Source organism: Actinorectispora metalli (assembly GCF_056323685.1).
Genome location: NZ_JBREYE010000002.1, coordinates 1160136 through 1178814, shown reverse-complemented (window position 1 = coordinate 1178814; position 18679 = coordinate 1160136). Strand labels below are relative to the sequence as shown.

Annotated in this window: 11 protein-coding genes; 4 read left to right on the top strand and 7 right to left on the bottom strand. The window is 69.6% G+C overall.

Translation table 11 applies throughout. From position 1 onward, the window contains the following. Positions 1-31 precede the first annotated feature (31 nt). Positions 32-1699: an alpha-amylase family protein gene (locus ACU6XJ_RS25820; protein ID WP_476316959.1), complete on the bottom strand. Its 1668-nt coding sequence runs from the start codon at positions 1697-1699 to the stop codon at positions 32-34. Then, on the bottom strand, positions 1699-2664 hold the full coding sequence (locus tag ACU6XJ_RS25815; RefSeq protein ID WP_476316956.1) for a TIGR03885 family FMN-dependent LLM class oxidoreductase: 966 nt from the start codon (positions 2662-2664) through the stop codon (positions 1699-1701). The genes ACU6XJ_RS25820 and ACU6XJ_RS25815 overlap by 1 nt, the downstream gene beginning before the upstream one ends. 113 nt (positions 2665-2777) lie before the next feature. On the opposite strand from ACU6XJ_RS25815, the gene ACU6XJ_RS25810 reads away from it, so the two are divergent. Then, positions 2778-3656: an NAD-dependent protein deacetylase gene (locus ACU6XJ_RS25810; RefSeq protein WP_476316954.1), complete on the top strand. Its 879-nt coding sequence runs from the start codon at positions 2778-2780 to the stop codon at positions 3654-3656. A gap of 151 nt (positions 3657-3807) precedes the next feature. Here the strand turns inward: ACU6XJ_RS25810 and ACU6XJ_RS25805 are convergent, their stop codons facing one another. Then, a complete protein-coding gene (locus ACU6XJ_RS25805; RefSeq protein ID WP_476316951.1) occupies positions 3808-4866 on the bottom strand; it encodes a cobalamin-independent methionine synthase II family protein in 1059 nt (352 codons plus the stop codon). 360 nt (positions 4867-5226) lie between these two features. Here ACU6XJ_RS25805 and ACU6XJ_RS25800 point away from each other — a divergent pair, with 360 nt between their 5' ends. Beyond that, entirely contained in the window at positions 5227-6396 is a 1170-nt protein-coding gene (locus ACU6XJ_RS25800) for a hypothetical protein (RefSeq protein WP_476316948.1), read from the top strand. Here ACU6XJ_RS25800 and ACU6XJ_RS25795 read toward each other — a convergent pair. Genes ACU6XJ_RS25795 through ACU6XJ_RS25785 form a run of 3 tightly spaced genes read right to left on the bottom strand, consistent with a single transcriptional unit; the run spans position 6371 to position 10322 of the window. Next, positions 6371-6826: a (2Fe-2S)-binding protein gene (locus ACU6XJ_RS25795; protein WP_476316946.1), complete on the bottom strand. Its 456-nt coding sequence runs from the start codon at positions 6824-6826 to the stop codon at positions 6371-6373. The two genes, ACU6XJ_RS25800 and ACU6XJ_RS25795, sit on opposite strands and share 26 nt — an antisense overlap. Before the next feature lie 10 nt (positions 6827-6836). Further along, the gene (locus tag ACU6XJ_RS25790; protein WP_476316943.1) at positions 6837-9050 is read right to left on the bottom strand and encodes a xanthine dehydrogenase family protein molybdopterin-binding subunit; all 2214 of its coding nucleotides are present in this window, start codon (positions 9048-9050) and stop codon (positions 6837-6839) included. 36 nt (positions 9051-9086) lie between these two features. Beyond that, positions 9087-10322: an oxygenase MpaB family protein gene (locus ACU6XJ_RS25785; RefSeq protein ID WP_476316940.1), complete on the bottom strand. Its 1236-nt coding sequence runs from the start codon at positions 10320-10322 to the stop codon at positions 9087-9089. A 232-nt stretch (positions 10323-10554) separates the two neighbouring features. Here ACU6XJ_RS25785 and ACU6XJ_RS25780 point away from each other — a divergent pair, with 232 nt between their 5' ends. Both ACU6XJ_RS25780 and ACU6XJ_RS25775 read left to right on the top strand, forming a co-directional pair. Beyond that, positions 10555-11211 (top strand): TetR/AcrR family transcriptional regulator, encoded by a 657-nt coding sequence (locus ACU6XJ_RS25780; RefSeq protein WP_476316937.1) that lies wholly within the window; start codon positions 10555-10557, stop codon positions 11209-11211. 33 nt (positions 11212-11244) lie between these two features. After that, positions 11245-13167, top strand: coding sequence for an AMP-dependent synthetase/ligase (locus ACU6XJ_RS25775; RefSeq protein ID WP_476316934.1), 1923 nt, complete (start codon positions 11245-11247; stop codon positions 13165-13167). On the opposite strand, the gene ACU6XJ_RS25770 is transcribed toward ACU6XJ_RS25775, so the two are convergent. Next, entirely contained in the window at positions 13164-18620 is a 5457-nt protein-coding gene (locus tag ACU6XJ_RS25770) for an ATP-binding protein (RefSeq protein WP_476316931.1), read from the bottom strand. The genes ACU6XJ_RS25775 and ACU6XJ_RS25770 overlap by 4 nt on opposite strands. Between the last annotated feature and the right edge of the window lie 59 nt (positions 18621-18679).

Genomic DNA, 18679 nt, shown 5'->3' with positions numbered 1-18679 from the left:
GCGACCCATCCTGGGGGTGGGTCGCACGTCCTTATCGAGGGGTGTCGACGGGGGTCAGCCGCAGCCACCGGCAGTCGTAGGGGCCCAGCTCCAGCGTCATCTTGCCGTTCGACAGCGATGTCTCGGTGTGGGTGAAGACGTCGGTGAGGACATGCGGTCCCTCGAGGTCGTCCAGGGTGAGGTCGGCGGTGGTGGTGCCGTCGGCCAGGTTGTGCAGCACGATGACGGTTCCCTCGATGTCGCAGCGGTGGGCCAGTACGGAGGGTTCTCCGGTGTCGAGGATGGTGTAGCGGCCCCATGCCAGTTCCGGGCATTCGCGGTAGCGGTGGATCAGCAGCCGGATCCAGTTCAGCAGCGAGTCGGGGTCGCGTTCCTGGGCGGCGACGTTGACATGCTCCGGGCCGAAGTCTCCGTCGGGGATCGGTCCGGGCAGGTCCGCCGGGTCGGCGGTGGAGAAGCCCGCGTTGCGGGCCGCGGTCCACTGCATGGGGGTGCGCACGGCGAGTCGTCCTTCGGCGCGCAGGTCCTCGGCCATGCCGATCTCCTCGCCGTAGAACAGGACCGGGCACCCGGGCAGCGAGTACAGCAGGCTGTACGTCAGGCGGATCCGACGCTGGTCGCCGCCCATCATCGTGGGTAGGCGTCGGCGCAGGCCGCGGCCGTAGAGCTGCATGTCCTTGTCCGGGCCGAAGGCGTCGAACACCTCTTGGCGTTCGTCGTCGGTGAGCTTGTCCAGGGTGAGCTCGTCGTGGTTGCGCACGAAGGTCGCCCAGTGGCCGTCGCGGGGCGGCAGGGGGCGCTCGCGGAGGGACTCGGCGAGCGGACCGGCGTCGCCGCGGGCGAGCGAGAGGTAGAGCTTCTGCATGCCGATGAAGTCGAAGCACATGGTGAGCTCGTCGGCCACGTCGTCGCTGCCGCCGAAGAAGCGCATGGTCTCCGGGTAGGGCAGGTTGACTTCGCCGAGCATGACCGCGTCCCCGGCGCGGCGGCCGAGGAAGGCGCGCAGGTCGGCGAGGTAGTCGTGGGGATCGGGCAGGCAGGCGGCGTCGTCGCTGCCCTGGGTTTCCAGGAGGAACGGCACGCCGTCAACGCGGAAGCCGGACAGTCCCAGCTCCAGCCAGAAGCCCATGACCCTGGCGATCTCGTCGCGGACCGCGGGGTTGGCGACGTTGAGGTCGGGCTGGTGCTTGTAGAACCGGTGCAGGTAGTACTGGCCCGCTTCCTCGTCGTAGGTCCAGAGGCTGGTTTCCTCGTCGGGGAAGATCACGCCTTTCTCCGCGCCCGGCGGCGGTTCGTCCTGCCACACGTACCAGTCCCGGTACGGGGATTGTCTGCTGCTGCGGGCGTCTTGGAACCAGGGGTGCTTGTCCGAGGTGTGGTTGACGACGAGGTCGGTGATCACGCGGATGCCGCGATCGCGTGCGGTGCGGACGAATTCCACGAAGTCGCCGAGGGTGCCCAGACGTGGGTCGACGTTGTAGAAGTCGGTGATGTCGTAGCCGTCGTCGCGGTCGGGGGAGGGGTAGAACGGCATCAGCCACACGCAGGTGACGCCGAGCCGGTCGAGGTAGTCGATGCGTTGGGTCAGGCCGCGGAAGTCGCCGTGCCCGTCGCCGTTGCCGTCGTTGAAGGTTTCCACGTCGAGGCAGTAGACGATCGCGGTTTTCCACCAGAGGTCGGCGGTGCGGGTCAGTTCCATCAGGTCGCCTCCGCGAGTTGGGGGAGCACCGATTCGCCGAACGCGGTGATGAACTGGTCCTGCTGCTGTCCGACGTGGTGCAGGTAGATCTCGTCGAAGCCGAGTTCGGCGTAGGACCACAGCCAGGCGGTGTGCTCGCCGAGTTCAGCGGAGACGTTGACGGCTTTGGCGGTGTCGTCGGGCGTGACGAATTCGGCGAGCGCGTCGAAGTGGGCCGCGGTTTCCAGGTCCCAGGGGATCGGTGGGGTGAAGACATTGCTCCGCCACTGGTCATAGGCGATGTGGCGGGCGGTGTCGTCGTCTTTGGCCCAGCTCAGGTGGACCTGCAACGCCAGCCTGCCGCGTCCGCCCGCGTCCCGGTACGCGTCCGCGACGCGCCGCAGGTGTTCCAGGGGTGCGCCAACGGTGATCAGGCCGTCGGCCCACTGCGCGCACCAGCGTGCGGTGTCGACGCTGACCGCGGCTCCGATGAGGGGCGGGGGTTGGTCGGGCAGGGTCCACAGGCGGGCGCGGTCGACGGTGACGAGGCCGTCGTGGCTTACTTCCTCGCCTGCCAGCAGTGCCCTGATCACCTCGACGCATTCGAGCAGGCGGTTGGCTCGGATGTCCTTGCGCGGCCAGCCGCCGCCGGTGATGTGCTCGTTGCTGGCTTCGCCGGTGCCCAGCGCGGCCCAGAACCGGTCGGGGAACATGGCGGTCAGGGTGGCGATGGCCTGGGCGATCACGGCGGGGTGGTATCGCTGGCCGGGGGCGTTGACCACGCCGAACGGCAAGGTGGTGGCCTGGAGTGCGGCGCCAAGCCAGGACCAGGCGAACCCGGAGTGGCCCTGTCGTGTGCTCCAGGGCGAGAAGTGGTCGGAACACATCGCGGCGTGAAAGCCCGCCTGCTCCGCGTGTGCCACGGCGTCGAGGAGTGCGCGGGGGTGTAGTTGTTCATGGGAGGCATGGATTCCGTACCGGGCCATACTCGAAGCGATACCCGCGACGGCGGGTTTGATGTGACCGAGCACAACTTTGTCCGGTTCGTGACCTCCGCTGGTGCTCCGGGAAGCGCTGGAGCCGCACGTAGACTGATCGGGTGCGGATCAGGCCGACGTTGAGCTGGACGCCCGCGGGCCCGGCCGCGGCGCCGACGATGAGCCTGGACGTGGTGATCGAGGCGGTCGCGGCGCGTGATGTGGTGGTGCTCAGCGGCGCCGGGCTGTCCACCGAATCGGGTATCCCGGACTATCGGGGTGCGGCGGGCAGTCTGCGCAAGCACACCCCGATGACCTACGACGAGTTCGTGTCCGGGCAGTCCTACCGCCGCCGCTACTGGGCGCGCAGTCACGTCGGTTGGCGCACCATCGCTCGCGCCCAGCCCAATGCGGGCCACCGGGCGGTCGCGGCACTGCGCGAGCAGGGGTTTGTCTCGGGCGTGATCACTCAGAACGTCGACGGCCTGCACCAGGCCGCGGGTACCCCGGACGTGGTGGAACTGCACGGCAGCCTGGACCGGGTGATCTGTCTGCGCTGCGGGCGAACCAGCCCCAGGATCGAGTTGGACCGCAGGCTCCGCTCCGTCAACCCGGGCTTCGATGCGTCGGCCACGCGGATCAACCCCGACGGGGACTCCGATCTCGCCGATGAGGTGGTGGCCGGGTTCAGCCTTGTCGACTGTCTCGACTGTGTGACCGGTGTGCTCAAACCGGATGTCGTGTTCTTCGGCGAGAACGTCCCCAAGCCGAGGGTCGAGGAGTGTTATCGGCTGGTGGACGACGCGCGGTCGTTGCTGGTGTTGGGTTCCTCGCTGACGGTCATGTCGGGTCTGCGGTTCGTTCGGCACGCACACAAGGCGGGCAAGCCGGTGTTCATCGTCAACGACGGTGAGACCCGAGGCGATCCCTATGCGACAGCGCGTATCCAGCGGGCGTTGGGCGGTGCGCTGACTGAACTCGTCGCCGCGTTGGGGCTTTGAGGCCGCGGTGGTGTGTCCTTCGAGGGGGCGCGTTGGATTCAGGTCGCGCCGCCCGGAGGCGGCGCGACCTGCGTGCTCTGTAACTGGCTGCCCGAGCTCGAGCCTGGCGCTCAGGCAGTCGGTCGACCGTGGTGTCCGGGACTGACGGGCGTCAGATCCCGAGTGCCTCCGCGGCGAGCCGCGTCCCCGTCACCCTGGCTGTGATCTTCGCGAACGCGGTGTCCCTCGAGGTCGAGGTGTCGTCGGCGAACGGCGAGAACCCGCAGTCGTCACAGGTTCCCAGCTGGTCCGCCGGGATGTGTTTCGCGGCCTCCAGCACGCGGTCGCGGACCTCCTCCGGGGTCTCCACCCTCGGGTCGATCGGGTCGGTGACGCCGACGAAGACGCGGCTGCCCGAGGGCAGGTTCCCGGCCACCGCCTCCAGCACCCGGCCGCGGTCGGATTCGCTGGCCAACTGCAGGTAGAAGGCGCCCGCCTCCAAGCGGAACAGCTCGGGCAGGAGTTCGGTGTAGTCCACATCGAGGCTGTGCACCGAGTCGAGGTCCCCGCCGGGACAGGTGTGCACCCCGATCCGGCGTCGGTCCTGCTCGGAGAACCGCTGCAGCACGCGGTTGTTGAGATCCACGAAGTCCCGCAGCAGGGACTTCGACGGGTCCAGTTTGATCGACAGCCGCCCCTCGGTGAAGTCGAGTTGGACACTGGCGGCGCCCGCGTCCAGGCAGCGGCGGATGTCCTGTTCGCAGCCGTCGATCAGGTCATCGAGGAACGCTTCACGCGGATAGTCGGGCAGGCCACCTTCCGGGTACAGCAGGCTCAGCGCCGACGGGGCGATCACGGCCTGCTTGAGCGGCACGGAGGTGTGCCGCTGTGCTGCCTTGAGATAGGTGTCGGCGTGGGTCTGGTACCGAAACGGTCCCGCGATCAGCACGGGAAGCTGCCGGGTGTGGCCGTCGGCGAAGGGGATGGTGACTCCGCCGGAACCGAGGTGCTCGGAGCCGTGCACCGGATAGGTGGCGAAACTCGGTTTGGTCTGTTCACCGTCGGTGATCACCTCCGATCCGGTCTGCTCGAACCGGCGCAGTGTGTCCACGAGCGCCTGCTCGTGCAGTTCGTCCAAGCGCTGAGTGCTGATGCCCTCCGACGCGGTGATCGCGTCGACGAGTTCTCGGGGTCGGGGAATGCTGCCGATGGGCTCTGTCGGTATGGGCATGGGAATACCTTTCCGATGAACGGCGGTAACCGGGGGCGACGCCCGCTAACGTCGACGCGGATGGAGCATCGATGGCTGCTCAATCACTAGCAGATCGGGCGTGCGCCATACACACATCTTTTCGGCTCTACCCGTTCGGGCCAGCGCTTATAGGGCTGTTCGGGTTATGCAAATTCAGGGCACTCAGGGAGTGGAATCTGTCCTCAATGGATGCGGTTGCTCTTGTGTCGGATGCTCGCCAAAGTTGCGGCGTACAACTCGCATGACGATCTCGATAAGACCGATGGGACTTTCCCGTTCGTTCCCGGTTGGGCCGGTCGGTCGTCTGAGCTGGGTGTGTGTCTGCGGTATCACCGACGTATGCGCATCGCAGCGAATGTCGCGGCCACGATCGGCGTCGTGACGCTTGCCCTCGCCTCGACACCGGCGTTCGCCTCTCCGTCGTGGGAGGTGTCATTTCCATTCGGACGGCAACAGGCGGGTGACCGCGCAGGCATCCAAGCCCTGGTTGCCAACGGCCCTGCCGACGCGTGGGCGTTCGGATACCGCAACACCAAGACCGGTGATCAGCCACAGGCTTTCCACTGGGACGGAACGGCTTGGCGGAACGGACCCACGCCTGCGGTGGGTGGCCAGGAGACCCCTGCTGCGGCGTCCACCACGGCGGAGGGCACTGTGTGGGTGGCAAGCAATATGCGGGCGAGCGCGTCGAGGGCGGGCGGCGTCGTCTATCGCTGGGACGGCGGCGCCTGGATTGCGATGCACTTGCAGAACACCCCGGAACGCAGGCTCTACCTCGATGACATCAGCGCCGTGGACAACACGGCGTGGGCGGTCGGCGGGCGCGGCAGCGACACCGGTTCCGGCTCCGCCGCACTGGCACTGCGCTGGGACGGCAGTGCCTGGCAGGAACAGAACGTGCCGGTACCCGCGGGCACCTCGCGGTTGACCGGCGTGCACGCGGTCACCTCGGACGATGTGTGGGCCGTGGGCTACCTCGGCGACGAGCGGAACCGCCTGCCGCTGGTGTTGCGCTGGGACGGCAGCTCCTGGCTGCGGCAGGCCACCCCACCCGTGGGTGAGGGAGAGAGCGTCACGACGACGCTCGTCCAAGCGCACGGGTCCGATATCTGGGTGGCAGGCCACCGAACCACCTACGGCTCCGACGGCACTGTGAAAAGCAGCGGCCCCTATGTGCTGCGGTGGGATGGCCGGATGTGGATCACCACTCCGATGCCCACCGGCGAGGGCATCCACAGCCTGACGGTGAACTGCTCCGAATTGTGGGCGGGCAGCTGGAAGGCCGAGCTGCTGCGGTGGGACGGCCAAGCCTGGCAGCACACCGGTCCGACGCTGCCGCTCGCCGAGGGCCACAGCCTCCACCGGATCGCAGGCGTGCCCGGTGGCGGTCTGCTGGCCGCTGGCAGCAGCTTCAACGAGCCCGACCCGGACAACCGAGGCCCCTATGTCGCCCGTCTCGGTCAGAGCCGATCCGGATGTGGGGTCACATGTTCGCGGCCGCGCTCTTGATGGCCTGGCGGATGCGGGCGTAGGTGCCGCAGCGGCAGACGTTGTCGATGGCGTCGAGGTCGGCTTCGGTGGGGTTGGGTGTCTGGTTGAGCAGGGCTACCGCGGCCATGATCTGTCCTGGCTGGCAGTAGCCGCATTGGGCGACGTCGTGGTCCAGCCAGGCTTGTTGGACGGGGTGCAGCGTGTCGCTGTCGGCGAGGCCTTCGATGGTGGTGACCGTTCGGCCCGCGGCTTCGGCGACGGGCACGACACAGGGGTTGACGGCCTTGCCATCGAGGTGGCTGGTGCAGGCTTTGCAGACGTTGATGCCGCAGCCGTATTTGGGGCCGTGGATGCCGAGTTTGTCGCGGAGCACCCACAGCAGGGGCATGTCGGCGGGTGCTTCGACGGTGACGGGGGTGCCGTTGACGGTGAAGGTGTAGACGGGCATGACGGGGTCCTCAGCGGGGGAAGGGCTCGAAGTCGACGGGGAAGCCGATGGGGAAGGTGTGGGGGACGACGCCGGTGGCGCGGCGGTAGGCGTTGGCGATGGCTCCCACCGCGGCGGGCAGGCCGAGTTCGCCCGCGCCGCCGGGTTCGCCGTTGGCGGGCATGACGATGATGGTGATGTCGGTGGGCGTGTCTTTCTGGCGCGCGTAGTGGAACTGGGAGTAGCTGCCTTCCAGCGGCAGGCCGTTGTCGATGTGCAGGCCCGCGCGCAGGGTGGTGGAGATGGCGTCGGTGAGTCCGCCGAGCATCTGCGCCTGCAAACCACGGGGGTTGATGGGGCGGCCGACGTCGACGGCGATGACGGCCTTGGTGACGCGGGGTTCGCCGAGTTTCCTGGCGTCGATTTCGACCAGGCACGCGGTGCAGGACTTGTATTCGTCGTGGACGGCGACGCCTTGCGCGCGGCCTCGGGGCATGGGCCTGCCCCACTTGCCGACCGAGGCGACGGTGTCGAGTACCGCGCGTTGCCGGTCCGTTTTGAGGAACTCGCGGCGAAACGCCACCGGGTCTTTGCCGAGTTCGGCGGCGATCAGGTCGACCACGATCTCCTCGGCGCCTCGGGTGTTGGCCGAGTAGACCGAGCGGAAGCTGCCGGTGTGCATGCGCAGGGGCACTTCGCTGAGCTGGTGGGTGGTGACGCCGAAGTGGTAGGGGGAGTGGATGGTGGTGGCGAACAGGGTCTGGGCGAAGGTGAGGTTGCCCGCGATCGGCAGGTGGGTGACCGCGGAGGTGAGGATCTCGCCGATGCCGTGACGGAAGTCGGTTTCCACACTGGCGACCCGGTGTTCGAAGGTGAGGACCTGTCCCAGCGCCATGGTGGCGCGGATCTTGTGGTGGCTGGCCGGGCGGGCTCGGCCGTGGCGCATGTCGTCGATCCGGCTCCACATCAGCTTGACCGGTCGACGCAGTGCTTGGGAGACCTGGGCGGCCTCGAAGGCGGCGTCGAAGAACAGGCGGCGGCCGAACGATCCGCCGCCTTGGGTCACGTGCACCCGGACCCGCTCCACCGGCAGGCCGAGCGCACCCGCGATGGTCTGCTGCACCAGGATCGGGCTTTTCAACCCGGCCCAGATCTCGGCCCGGTCGGATCGCACGTCGGCGATGGCGCAGTTGGTTTCCAGCGGGGCGTGGCTGACGAACGCGAAGTCGAATTCGACATCCAGGTGGTGAACCGGCGGGGGTAGCGGTGGGAACGGTGGTGCCGCGGTCCGGAGCAGCGCGCGGATGTCCGGATCGGACAGGCGGTCCACGGTGCCGGGGTGCCAGGTGACGTCGAGGGCGGTCTTGGCATCGAGTGCCTGGCCGAAGGTTTCGGCGGTGACGGCGACACCGGTCGGGATGACGGTCACCGCCAGCACGCCCGGCATGGCGAGCACGGCGGCGCGGTTGTTCACCGAGCGGACCGTGCCGTTGATCGTCGGCGGGCGGCGCAGCATGGTGGGCAGTGCGCCGGGTACGTCGGTGTCGAGGGTGTAGCGCAGCCTGCCGGTCACCATGGCACGCGCGTCCACCCGCGAGGTGGGTGTGCCGATCAGGGTGTGCTCCGACTCCGGTTTCGGCGCGACCGGCCCGGTGCTGAGGGTGGGATCGGCCGCGGCGGCGGCGAGCGCGCCGTAGGTCGCGCGGTGTCCGCCGCCCGCGATGACCGCCCCGTCCCGGGTGGTCAGCTCACCGGGCGGCAGGTTCCAGTGCTCGCCCGCCGCGGCGACCATCCGGGCGCGGACGGTCGCCGCGGCGTGGCGGACCGGGCCGTACAGCGACCTGATCGAGTTGGAACTGCCGGTGAGCTGGTTGAACAGCAGTTCGGGACGGGCATCGGCCAGGGTCACGACCACGGTCCCGAGTGGAGTGTCCAGTTCCTCGGCGATCAGCATCGCCACGGCGATGGTGATGCCCTGCCCGACTTCGGCCCGCGGCAGCCGCAGCCGCACGGTGCCGTCCTGGTCCACCTCGATGACCAGCATGTGCGCCGTGGGCAGGCCCATCAGGATGCCCAGGTCGCCGAGGTCGAGGATCTCGGCGGGCGAGGGCGGGGATGCGACGACGGCGCCCGCGGTCCCGGTGGCGGCCAGATCGACCGCCACGGTCAGCACCGGGGCGGCCACCAGGAATGTCAGAAACCGGCGGCGGTCGATTCCTGGTGCTTTCTCGGCGGGACTTGCCATTCGGCGTCCTTTCACCGAACCGGGACATGGTGAGAATCAGGAAGGGCGGTTCGTGTCGGGGATTTCGATGTGGATCTCCTGCCCTCCGGAGAGGTACAGCAGGATGTATTGCCGGATGGCCTCATCGAGGACCCAGGCGACCTGCGGCACCAGCGGCAGCGGAATGAGCTGTTCGTGGAAGGCCACCAGTTTCGGGAACGCGGCGCGGACCAGCGGATCCCAGGTCGGTTCGCGGGGAATGCCGTCCCAATCGGCGACCTGGTCGCCGACGAGGTAGCGGGCCAGCGCGTTGGCCATCGGCCGGTCCGCGCCGCCGGGGCTGGTCTGCTCGGCGAGCATCGTGAGCAGGATGTCGGTCAGTTCGACACCCTCGCGGGTGGGGCCCATGGCCGGGTCCAGGATCTGCGCGGACTGGGCGTCGGCCGCCTCCCAGGTGGCCGGGATGTACTGGTCCTGGATGCCGAGCATATGGGCGGTCACCTGCCAGACGTGCAGGTAGGCCTCGGCGTGGGCGGGGGTGACCGCGACCTGCCACTCGGTCAGCTTGCGCATGGTGTAGGTGGGCAGGGTGTGCCAGGTGACCAGCATGTCTCGCTGGCTGATCGGGATGTCGCGGCCGGACTGGTTCCAGTGCGGGGACTGCGGCAGCAGGTGCCGAACGGCGGCGTGCACCAGTCGGGTCTTCACCGCGCTCACCACGATGTGCCCGTCGGGTTGGTAGGCGTTCAACTCCCCGACGTCGTACCCCAGCTTGGCGGTCTTGGCGACGCGGTCCTTCATGTCCGCACCGCCCTTGGAGTAGTAGACCGCGCGGGCCTCATTGGGGATCGCGGTGCTCAGCATGCCGCCGCCCAAGGCGTTCAACAGGTTGACGAACCGCCCCTTGGCCTGCATGAATCCCGCGGCCCGGTCCAATTTGGCCTGGTCGGCCCACGGCGGCAGCCGACGCGCCTGCTCCATGAACGCCCGCAGTTCCGCGGGCAGCCCCGCGGGTAAGGGCTGATCATTGCGCCTCCAGGTGCGCAGCAGCCGGTTCACCTCGGCCACCTGCCCGCGCTTGAACAGCGAGGCGACCACCGGATCGGCCTCGGGATCCCACACCCAGCGAGGATCGACACCCTTCCCGGCGCCCGCCACCGAGCCGCTCGGACCCCACGTCCAGGCGGGCAGCGGCCGGGCCTGGGCAGGCATCGCCGTTCCCACCGCACCCAGCGCTCCCAACGTCGCGCCACCACTCACGATCAACATTTCGCGTCGACTGAGCTCATTCATGCTCGTGACTTCTCCTTGAGTCCGGGACCCCCTGATTGATACTGTGATACACGTAACGCAACCGCGTATCATCAGACCACGCTCCCGACGGCAACACCAGACCCCAAGAGCAGTCACGGCAAGAATTTCCGATCCGACGACACACTGAGCACATTCGTTTCACGCGGGAGCGGCCGCGTTTTCCCGAGTGCGCCCGGAAAGGCCGATTGTGGAATCCGTACTGTCCGTCCTGATGACGACCGCGGGCTCGGAGTCATTGCTGGAACGCGCGTTCGCCGAGGCAGTCGAACAGGCCGAGGACAACGACGAGATCACCAACCGGCTGCTCGACGCCGCATACGAGCAGTTCTGCCGCATGGGCATCAAGCGGTCCACCATGGAGGACGTCGCCCGCCGCGCCGGGGTTTCCCGCATCACGGCCTACCGCCGGTTCACCACCAAGGACGCGCTGGTCGAACAGGTCGTGCGACGCGAGTTCCGCCGCTACTTCGACCAGTTCCTCATCGACATCCGCGAGGGCGAGACCATCGCCGACCGAGTCGTGCTGGGCTTCGTCAGCTCCCTCAAGGCCATCCGGGGAAACCCGCTGATCGGCGGCCTGATCGCCGCCGAACCGGGTCTACTCATCCCCTCCATGATCAACGACGGCGGTCGGACCCTCTCGACGGTCCAACGGTTCGTCGCGGGCCAACTCCGCCAGGAACAACACGCGGGCAACGTCTCCGCCGAGGTCGACGTCGAGCTTGTCGCCGAAGTCATGACCCGGCTGTCCTCGTCCTTCCTGGTCAGCCCCAGCCGGGTGATCGACCTCGACGACGACGAGCAGCTACGCGCGGTGGCCCGACAGTTCCTTGTGCCCATGCTCGAACCGACCACACCGCGGGACTGACCCGACCCGGACACGGCAATGACGAGGTGGGCAATGACGATCGAGGAAGACTGCGCGCGGACCGTCGCGGGCGTGACCGTCCCGATGCTCCTGCACCGCAACGCCACCGGGTTCGGCACCCTCCCGGCCCTGACCACAGTGGACGAATCCCACCCGGTCACGCTGACCTGGGCGCGGCTGCGCGAGGAGATCGCGGCGCTGACCCTCGGCCTCGCCGAATCGGGTGTGCGACCCGGCGACCGGATGCTGATCATGATGTCGGCCCGGCCGGAGCACTGGATCACCGACCTCGCCGCCGTGCACCTCGGCGCGGTGCCGTGCACCGCCTACTCGACGCTGAGCCCGGACCAACTCCGGTACCTCGGCAGGCACAGCAAAGCCCCGCTGCTGGTGCTGGGCGGAGCCGCCGAACTCGACCGTTGGCGACCGATCCTGCCCGACCTGCCCGACCTGCGCACGGTGCTGGTGCTCGACGAAGACGCGGTCCCCGGCTCCGATGACCGGTTCCGCTCGTGGTCCGCGGTACTCGAAGCGGGCCGGGAACGGCACCGGGCGCAGCCAGGGCTGTTCGCCGACCTGTGGCAGGCGGTCACCCCCGAGCAGCCGGTGACCTTGCTCTATACCTCGGGCACCACCGGCGACCCGAAGGGCGTGTTGCTCAGCCACACCAACGTGCTCTACCAGGCCGCCACCCTGGACGCCCTCGTGCCGACCCCGGCGCACGGACCCACGGTGTCCTACCTGCCGCTCGCGCACATCGCCGAACGCGTACTCGGCATCTACGTGCCGATCTTCCGCGCCGGGCACACCCACATCTGCGCGGACCCCGCCCAACTCGTGACGGCGCTGCGCGACGTGCGGCCCGCGTCCTTCTTCGGGGTGCCGCGAGTATGGGAAAAGCTGATCACCGCGCTGGGCGCGATCACAGCCGCCCTGCCCGCGGAGCACCGGGCGGCGTTCGAGCAGGCGCACGCGCTCACCCTGCGCGCCTACCGTCTGCGGGCCGAGGACCGGCCCGTTCCCGAGGACCTGGCCGACCAGGTGGCCGAGGCGGACCGCACCGTGCTCCGCCCGATCCGGGCGATGCTGGGACTGGACAACCTGATCTGGCCGGGCAGCGGAGCCGCGCCGATCCCCGTCGAGGCGCTCTACCACCTCGCGGGCCTGGGCATCGAGGTGCTCGAGGTCTGGGGCATGACCGAAACCACCGGAACCTCGACCATCAACACCCCGCAGCGGTTCCGGCCGGGCACCGTGGGCCTGCCCAACCCCGGCATGCGGGTGAAGCTGGCCGAGGACGGCGAGATCCTGGTCAACGGCCCACTGGTGTGCCTCGGCTACCTCCAACCCGACGGCACCGTGGAACCTGCGGTCGACGGCGGGGGTTGGCTGGCCACCGGCGACGTCGGCACCCTCACCGCCGACGGCTACCTCACCATCACCGACCGCAAGAAGGAACTGATCATCTCCTCCAGCGGCAAGAACATCTCACCCGCGCGGATCGAGGGCCTGCTGCGCGCACACCCCCTGGTCGGCCACGCGGCCGCGATCGGCGACCGCCGCCCCTACCTCACCGCGCTCATCGCACTGGACGAGGAGGCAGCCCCAGCCTGGGCACACGCCAACGGCATCGACGCCGACACCCTCGCCGACCTGGCCGCGCACCCCGCGGTACTGGCCGAACTGGACCAAGTCGTCAGGGCAACCAACGACAAGCTGGCCAGGCCGGAGCAAATCAAGCGCTACCGGGTTCTCGGGCGGCCGTGGACCCCCGACAGCGGCGAGCTGACCCCGACCATGAAGCTGCGGCGACGGGTGATCACCGACCGCTTCGCCGTCCTCATCGACGAGCTCTACCGCTCCGAGGGACAGCCTGAACCGGCGCCTTGGGACGGCCGGTCCCAGAGCGGGGGAGTACCGCAGCCCTCCGGCAGCCTTCCCCCGCTGAACCTCTAGCCCAGTCGGGACTCGATGGCCTCGATGATGCGAGGGCGGAGTTCGGCGGCCCGGATCACGGCGTCCACGGAGCCGACCTCCACGGCGCGCTGGATGTTGTGCACCCCGTCGAACTCCGCGGCCACCTCACCGAGCTTGTCCGCGCGGACCGACGCGCGAAGCTCGTCCAGCTCCGCGGTCAACACGGCACGGTCGGCGCCTGCGGCCGCCGCGACCCGAGCCTCCAGATCCCGCACTCGCGGGTCGGCCGCGGTCCGCGCGTTGACCTCGCCGGAGAACACCACCGCTGCGGCGGGCGCGCCGCCGAGCACCGAAGCGAACGAACCCTCCAGCGCCAGCACGGTCATGTTGGGGTTCAACGCCTTCGAGAACACCACGAACGCGCCGCCGTGATATCGGGAGATCACGCAGAACACGATCGGCCCCCGGAAGTTCACCACCGCCCGACCGATCTCGGCGCCGTACTCCAACTGCAGCTTCCGCATCGACTCAGGCGAACCGTCGAAGCCCGACAGGTTGGCCAGCACCACCAGCGGCCGGTTGCCGCTTGCCGCGTTGATCGCCCGCGCCACCTTCTTCGACGACCGCGGGAACAACGTGCCCGCGGTGTAGGTGTCCGGTCCGTCGGTGGGCGGGAAGCCCCGCCGCGGCACCGACCGGGACTCGATGCCGACCAGGCACACCGACCGCCCGCCGAGGTGCACGTCCTGCACCACGGCGGTGTCCGCATCGGCCATGCCCGCCCAGCGCTCCAGCACCGGATGGTCCTGATCGGACAGCGCGCGCATCACGGTGCGGATGTCGAAGGCCTTCTTGCGATCCGGGTTGGCCTCGGCGGAGAAGATCTCGCCGACGGTGGTGAAGTCGCTGCCCACCACCGCATGCGGGAACCCGGAGACGTCGCGGTCGACCGGGTCGTTCGTCTTCGCCCGCCGCGGCGCGTCCTCCTGCGGCGCGACGTAGGTGTGGTCGTAGTGCGACATCAGCACATCGCGTGCGGCGGCCAGGTTGGGCGCCCAGTACTGCGCCTGCCCGTTCGGGCCCATCACGCGGTCGTAGCCGCCGATGCCGAAGTTGTCCTCGGCCGACACGCCACCGGAGAAGTCCAGTGACTGCTTGCCGGTGAGCACCATCGCCGAATCCGGCGTCATCACCAGGATGCCCTTGGTGTGCATGAGCATCGTCGCCTCGGCGTTCCAGTACGGCTGCGCGCCGACGTTGATGCCCGCGACCACGATGTTGATCTCGCCGCCGTCCTGGGTGAACTCGACGATCCGCTTGAGCGCCGCGGCGACCCAGTCCATGTTCTCGGTACCCGACCGCATGGAGATGCGGGCACCGGCGGACAACGCGAACCACTCCAGCGGCACCCGCATCCGCTCGGCCAGGTCCAGCGCGGCGATCACGCGACGGCACTCCGGCTCCGACAGCGCGCCGAGCGACTTCGTCGGATCGCCGAGCAGCAGGACCCTGGTGACGCCCTCCGGGTATCGCCGGGTCGGGGTGGTGACCACGCCCGCGACGATCGCCGCGGTGTTGCGCCCCTTGGGCCGGTCGACGGGGACCAGCGCGTGGTTGTCGTCGAGGTCGTGTTCGACGAAGTCACCGAGCAGGCCGGTGAGCTCGTACGGGTACACGGTGTTGCGGCTGCTGGCGCGCAGCACCTTCTGCCGGTAGTCGTCCAGTGGCTCGACCGGCTCCTCCGACGGTGCGCCGACGGTCAACTCGGTGCCGCCGGTGGCGTCGAAGCGGACCCGCACGGTGGTCTTGGTCAGCGCACCGGTGTGCCGGTCGCGGCGCCGCGCGATCAGCAGGATCTCCTCCAGCCCGGCGCCCGCGGTCGTCGGCAGCACACGCGCGGCGAGCCGGTCCAGTTCCCGCCGGGTGAGCTCGGCGGGCGGCCAGACGTAGATCACGATCCGGTTGGTGTTGAAGCGCTTGCCCGCCGGTCGCTGCGCCTGGGCGCGGCGGATCGAGTCCAGGCAGATGGCGATGACGTCCTCGGCGGTGGGCAGCGCGACCAGCCTGCCGTCGTGCTCCCGCAGCTCGGTCAGGTCGCGCACCTGCGCGAACGCCACCAGGCGCTCGTCGGACGGATTCTCCCTGGCTACGCACCGGAAGAGGTAGACCTCCTCGTCGGAGGACGGCAGCCGAGCGAGGTCGAACTTGTGCAGCCGTTCCAGCTGCATCCGCTGCGCGATGTAGGGGTGCAGGCCGCGGATCAGCCGCTCCTCGACCATGCCGTCGCCCGACGGGCGGAAGGTGAAGTGGTGGTGCATCACCGCGCCGCGGCTGCCCGCGACGGTGGCGGTGAGTCTGCGGACCTGGTTCGGCAGCGGGTGCGCGCCGACGACCTCGTGCAGCGCGGCCGCTGCCTCGGCCGAGTCCTCCGGCTGTCCCTCCCAGGCGAGGTAGATGTCGGCGTCGATCGCGGGCTCACCGATCGCGAGTTCGGCCAACCCGTGCAGCACGCTGCCGAGCTCATCGAAGCTCACCGCGGCGGAGACCACACTGGGGCGAGGGTGGTCGTCACCGCGTTCGGCGACCACGAACGTGCAGCCCGCGACCTCGCGGGTGCGCACGGCGGTGAGGCCCTTGTTTCCGTAGTAACGCCGGGTCAGCACCTCCAGCATCACCGCGTTGTCCAGGTTGTCGCGGCCCAGCCGCTGACCGAGCAGCCGCACCAGCGGCTCGGTGCTGCGCACCATCTCGGCGATGCGCTCGGCGCGGTCCGGCGCGTCCGGGTGCGCGTCGAGGTGACGCAGGTGCCTGCGGACGTCGGCGTATACGCGGGCGCGGTTGCGGCGCAGCAGCGGCTGGGCGAACCAGGCGAACACCACGCCGCGGGCGAGGTCGGCGACCACGGGGAAGCGGACCTGTGTCGCGGCCACCAGCCGCTCCAGCGTCAGACCCGCGGGTTCGCGCAGCGTCTCCTCCGGCGGCGGCTCCCGCAGCCAGGTGCGCAGTAGCGTCGCGATGACCGCGGCGTCGGCGGACGCGCGCTGCTGGGCGAGGAAGATCCGGAACACCGCGGCGTCGAGTTCCGGGGTGCGTTCCAGTTCGGTGACCCCGTAGTGCCGCAGTGCCGTGGCGAGTTTGGCCTGGAACGCCTCGGGCAGCCCGGCCCGCTCGACGTCGAGGCTCTGCAGGTAGGTGTGGAAGTGCTCGCGGGCGCTGTGCACATGCCCGTCGCCGCCGAGTTCACCGCCCACCGGCAGGTTGCGGCTCAGCTCGGCGAGGTCGGCGAACACATCGACGAGTTCCAGCTCCTTGCCCACCGATCGGCCGGTAGCCGACCGGCGCGCGGCGAGGTAGTCCTCGAGCACGCGGCCTTCGTCGTGGGGGTCGACGTCGAAGCCGAGCAGCAGGCTGCGCAGGTCCTCCAAACCGCGGGCGACACGCTCGCGGGCGGGGACGTCCTGGAGGGCGGCGGGCAGGTCAAGCTCGACGGGCTCGACGGTCGAGGTGTCCTCGGCGCCGGTGAGCGGCTCCAGCCGCAGCAGCGGCGCACCGGTCTCCACCTGGCTGCCGACGGAGACCACGCGCTCCTTCAGGCGCGCCTTGAACGGCGCCCGCAGCACGTTCTCCATCTTCATGCTCTCGAGCACCAGCACCGGCGCACCCGCTTCGACCTCGTCGCCGACCTCCAGCGGGGTGGCGACGACCAGCGCGGGCATGGGGGAGCGGAGGACGCCGCCCTCGTCGCGGCCGACGCGGTGCGTCACGCCGTCCACCTCGATCAGGTGGATGGGGCCGTGGGTGCCGGTGAGCAGGCGGTACCGGGTGCCGTTGACGGTGATCCGCCCGGTGTGCCGGTCGAAGCGGTCGAGTTCGACATCGGCGGTGTGCGAGTGGCCACCCGCTTCGATGCCCACGCGGAAGCGGTGGGCGCCGACCCGGGCGACGCGTACGCGGTAGGCGATGCCGCGCAGCTTGAGGTCCAGCGGTCGGCCGCTCTCGTGCCGCACCTGCGGGCGTCCGCCGAAGGCCGTGGACAGCAGCCGCAGCCGTTCGGCGCGTTCCTCTTCTTCGTAGGCCTCGATGGCGGCGGCAGCCAGCGCGACGGCGGAGTGGCGGTGCGAGACAAGCTCGCCCTGGCCGCGGACGCGGTCGATCCAGCCGGTGTCCGCGCTGCCGTCGATCACCTCGGGCCGGTCCAGCAGGTCGAGCACGAAGCTCTTGTTCGTCGCGCCGCCCTCGATGATCACCGTGGTCTGCGCCATCGCCCGGCGCAGCCTGCCGAGCGCCTCGTCGCGGTCCCGGCCGTAGGCGATGATCTTCGCGATCATCGAGTCGAAGTCGGCGGGGATGACATCGCCCGCGCTGACCCCGGTGTCCACCCGGATACCGGCCCCGGCGGGCAGGTCCAGCCGCGCGATGCGGCCGGGGGAGGGGGCGAAGTCGCGGTCGGGGTCCTCGGCGTTGAGCCGGGCCTCGATGGCGTGCCCGCGCTCCACCGGCGGCCTGCCGTCGAGCCTGCCACCTGCTGCCACGTGCAGTTGCGCCTTGACCAGGTCGAATCCGGTGGTCGCCTCGGTGATCGGGTGCTCGACCTGCAGGCGGGTGTTGACCTCGAGGAACGCGAACAGCTTGTCGCCGGGGTGGTAGAGGAACTCGACCGTCGCCGCACCGCGGTAGCCGACCGACAGGGCCAGTCGCTCCGCCGAGGCCTTAAGCTCGGCCGCCTGCTCGGGGCTGAGCACCGGCGACGCCGACTCCTCGACGACCTTCTGGTTGCGCCGCTGCACCGAGCAGTCCCGGACGCCCAGGGCCCAGGCGGTGCCCTGGCCGTCGGCGATGACCTGGACCTCGACGTGCCGAGCCCCGGTGATCAGGCGCTCCAGGAACACGACGCCGCTGCCGAAGGCCCGCGCGGCCTCCTGGCTGGTGCGCTCGTAGGCATCGGCAAGCTCGGCCGGGTTCGTGATCACCCGGATGCCGCGCCCACCGCCGCCCGCGGCGGCCTTCAACATCAACGGGTAGCCGATCTCGGTGGCGGCCGCCAGGGCCGCGTCCAGGGTTTCGACCGCACCCCGGCTCCAGGGCGCGACCGGCACCCCGACCTCCTCGGCGATCAGCTTCGCGCCGATCTTGTCGCCGAGCCTGCGCATGGCCTCCGCGCTCGGCCCGACGAAGGTGATGCCGATCTCCGCGCACAGTTCCGCGAACGCCGGGTCCTCCGCCACGAAGCCCCAGCCGACCCACGCGGCGTCGGCCTTGGTCTCCACCAGGGCGCGCTCCAGCGCCTTCAGGTCGAGGTAGGGGCGCGCGGACGCGGGACCGAGGTCGTAGGCGGCGTCCGCCTCGCGCACGAAGGTGGCGGCGCGGTCGACGTCGGTGTGCAGGGCGACGGTCTCGATCGGCGTCGCGGTCTCCGCGGCCAGGTCTCGGACGGCGTGAATGAGCCGCATCGCGGCCTCACCACGGTTGACGATGGCGATACGACGGAACACCGGGCCGAGTGTAGCGACCAGATCGACTGCCGGTTGACGGCCACAGCCGCCTGGGCCAG

Bases quoted from the DNA above. Each gene is read 5' to 3' on its own strand.
- ACU6XJ_RS25785 (WP_476316940.1), bottom strand. From the start codon at position 10,322: ATGAATGAGCTCAGTCGACGCGAAATGTTGATCGTGAGTGGTGGCGCG.
- ACU6XJ_RS25775 (WP_476316934.1), top strand. From the start codon at position 11,245: ATGACGATCGAGGAAGACTGCGCGCGGACCGTCGCGGGCGTGACCGTC.
- ACU6XJ_RS25795 (WP_476316946.1), bottom strand. From the start codon at position 6,826: ATGCCCGTCTACACCTTCACCGTCAACGGCACCCCCGTCACCGTCGAA.
- ACU6XJ_RS25800 (WP_476316948.1), top strand. From the start codon at position 5,227: ATGCGCATCGCAGCGAATGTCGCGGCCACGATCGGCGTCGTGACGCTT.
- ACU6XJ_RS25820 (WP_476316959.1), bottom strand. From the start codon at position 1,699: ATGGAACTGACCCGCACCGCCGACCTCTGGTGGAAAACCGCGATCGTC.
- ACU6XJ_RS25805 (WP_476316951.1), bottom strand. From the start codon at position 4,866: ATGCCCATACCGACAGAGCCCATCGGCAGCATTCCCCGACCCCGAGAA.
- ACU6XJ_RS25780 (WP_476316937.1), top strand. From the start codon at position 10,555: ATGACGACCGCGGGCTCGGAGTCATTGCTGGAACGCGCGTTCGCCGAG.
- ACU6XJ_RS25815 (WP_476316956.1), bottom strand. From the start codon at position 2,664: ATGGCCCGGTACGGAATCCATGCCTCCCATGAACAACTACACCCCCGC.
- ACU6XJ_RS25790 (WP_476316943.1), bottom strand. From the start codon at position 9,050: ATGGCAAGTCCCGCCGAGAAAGCACCAGGAATCGACCGCCGCCGGTTT.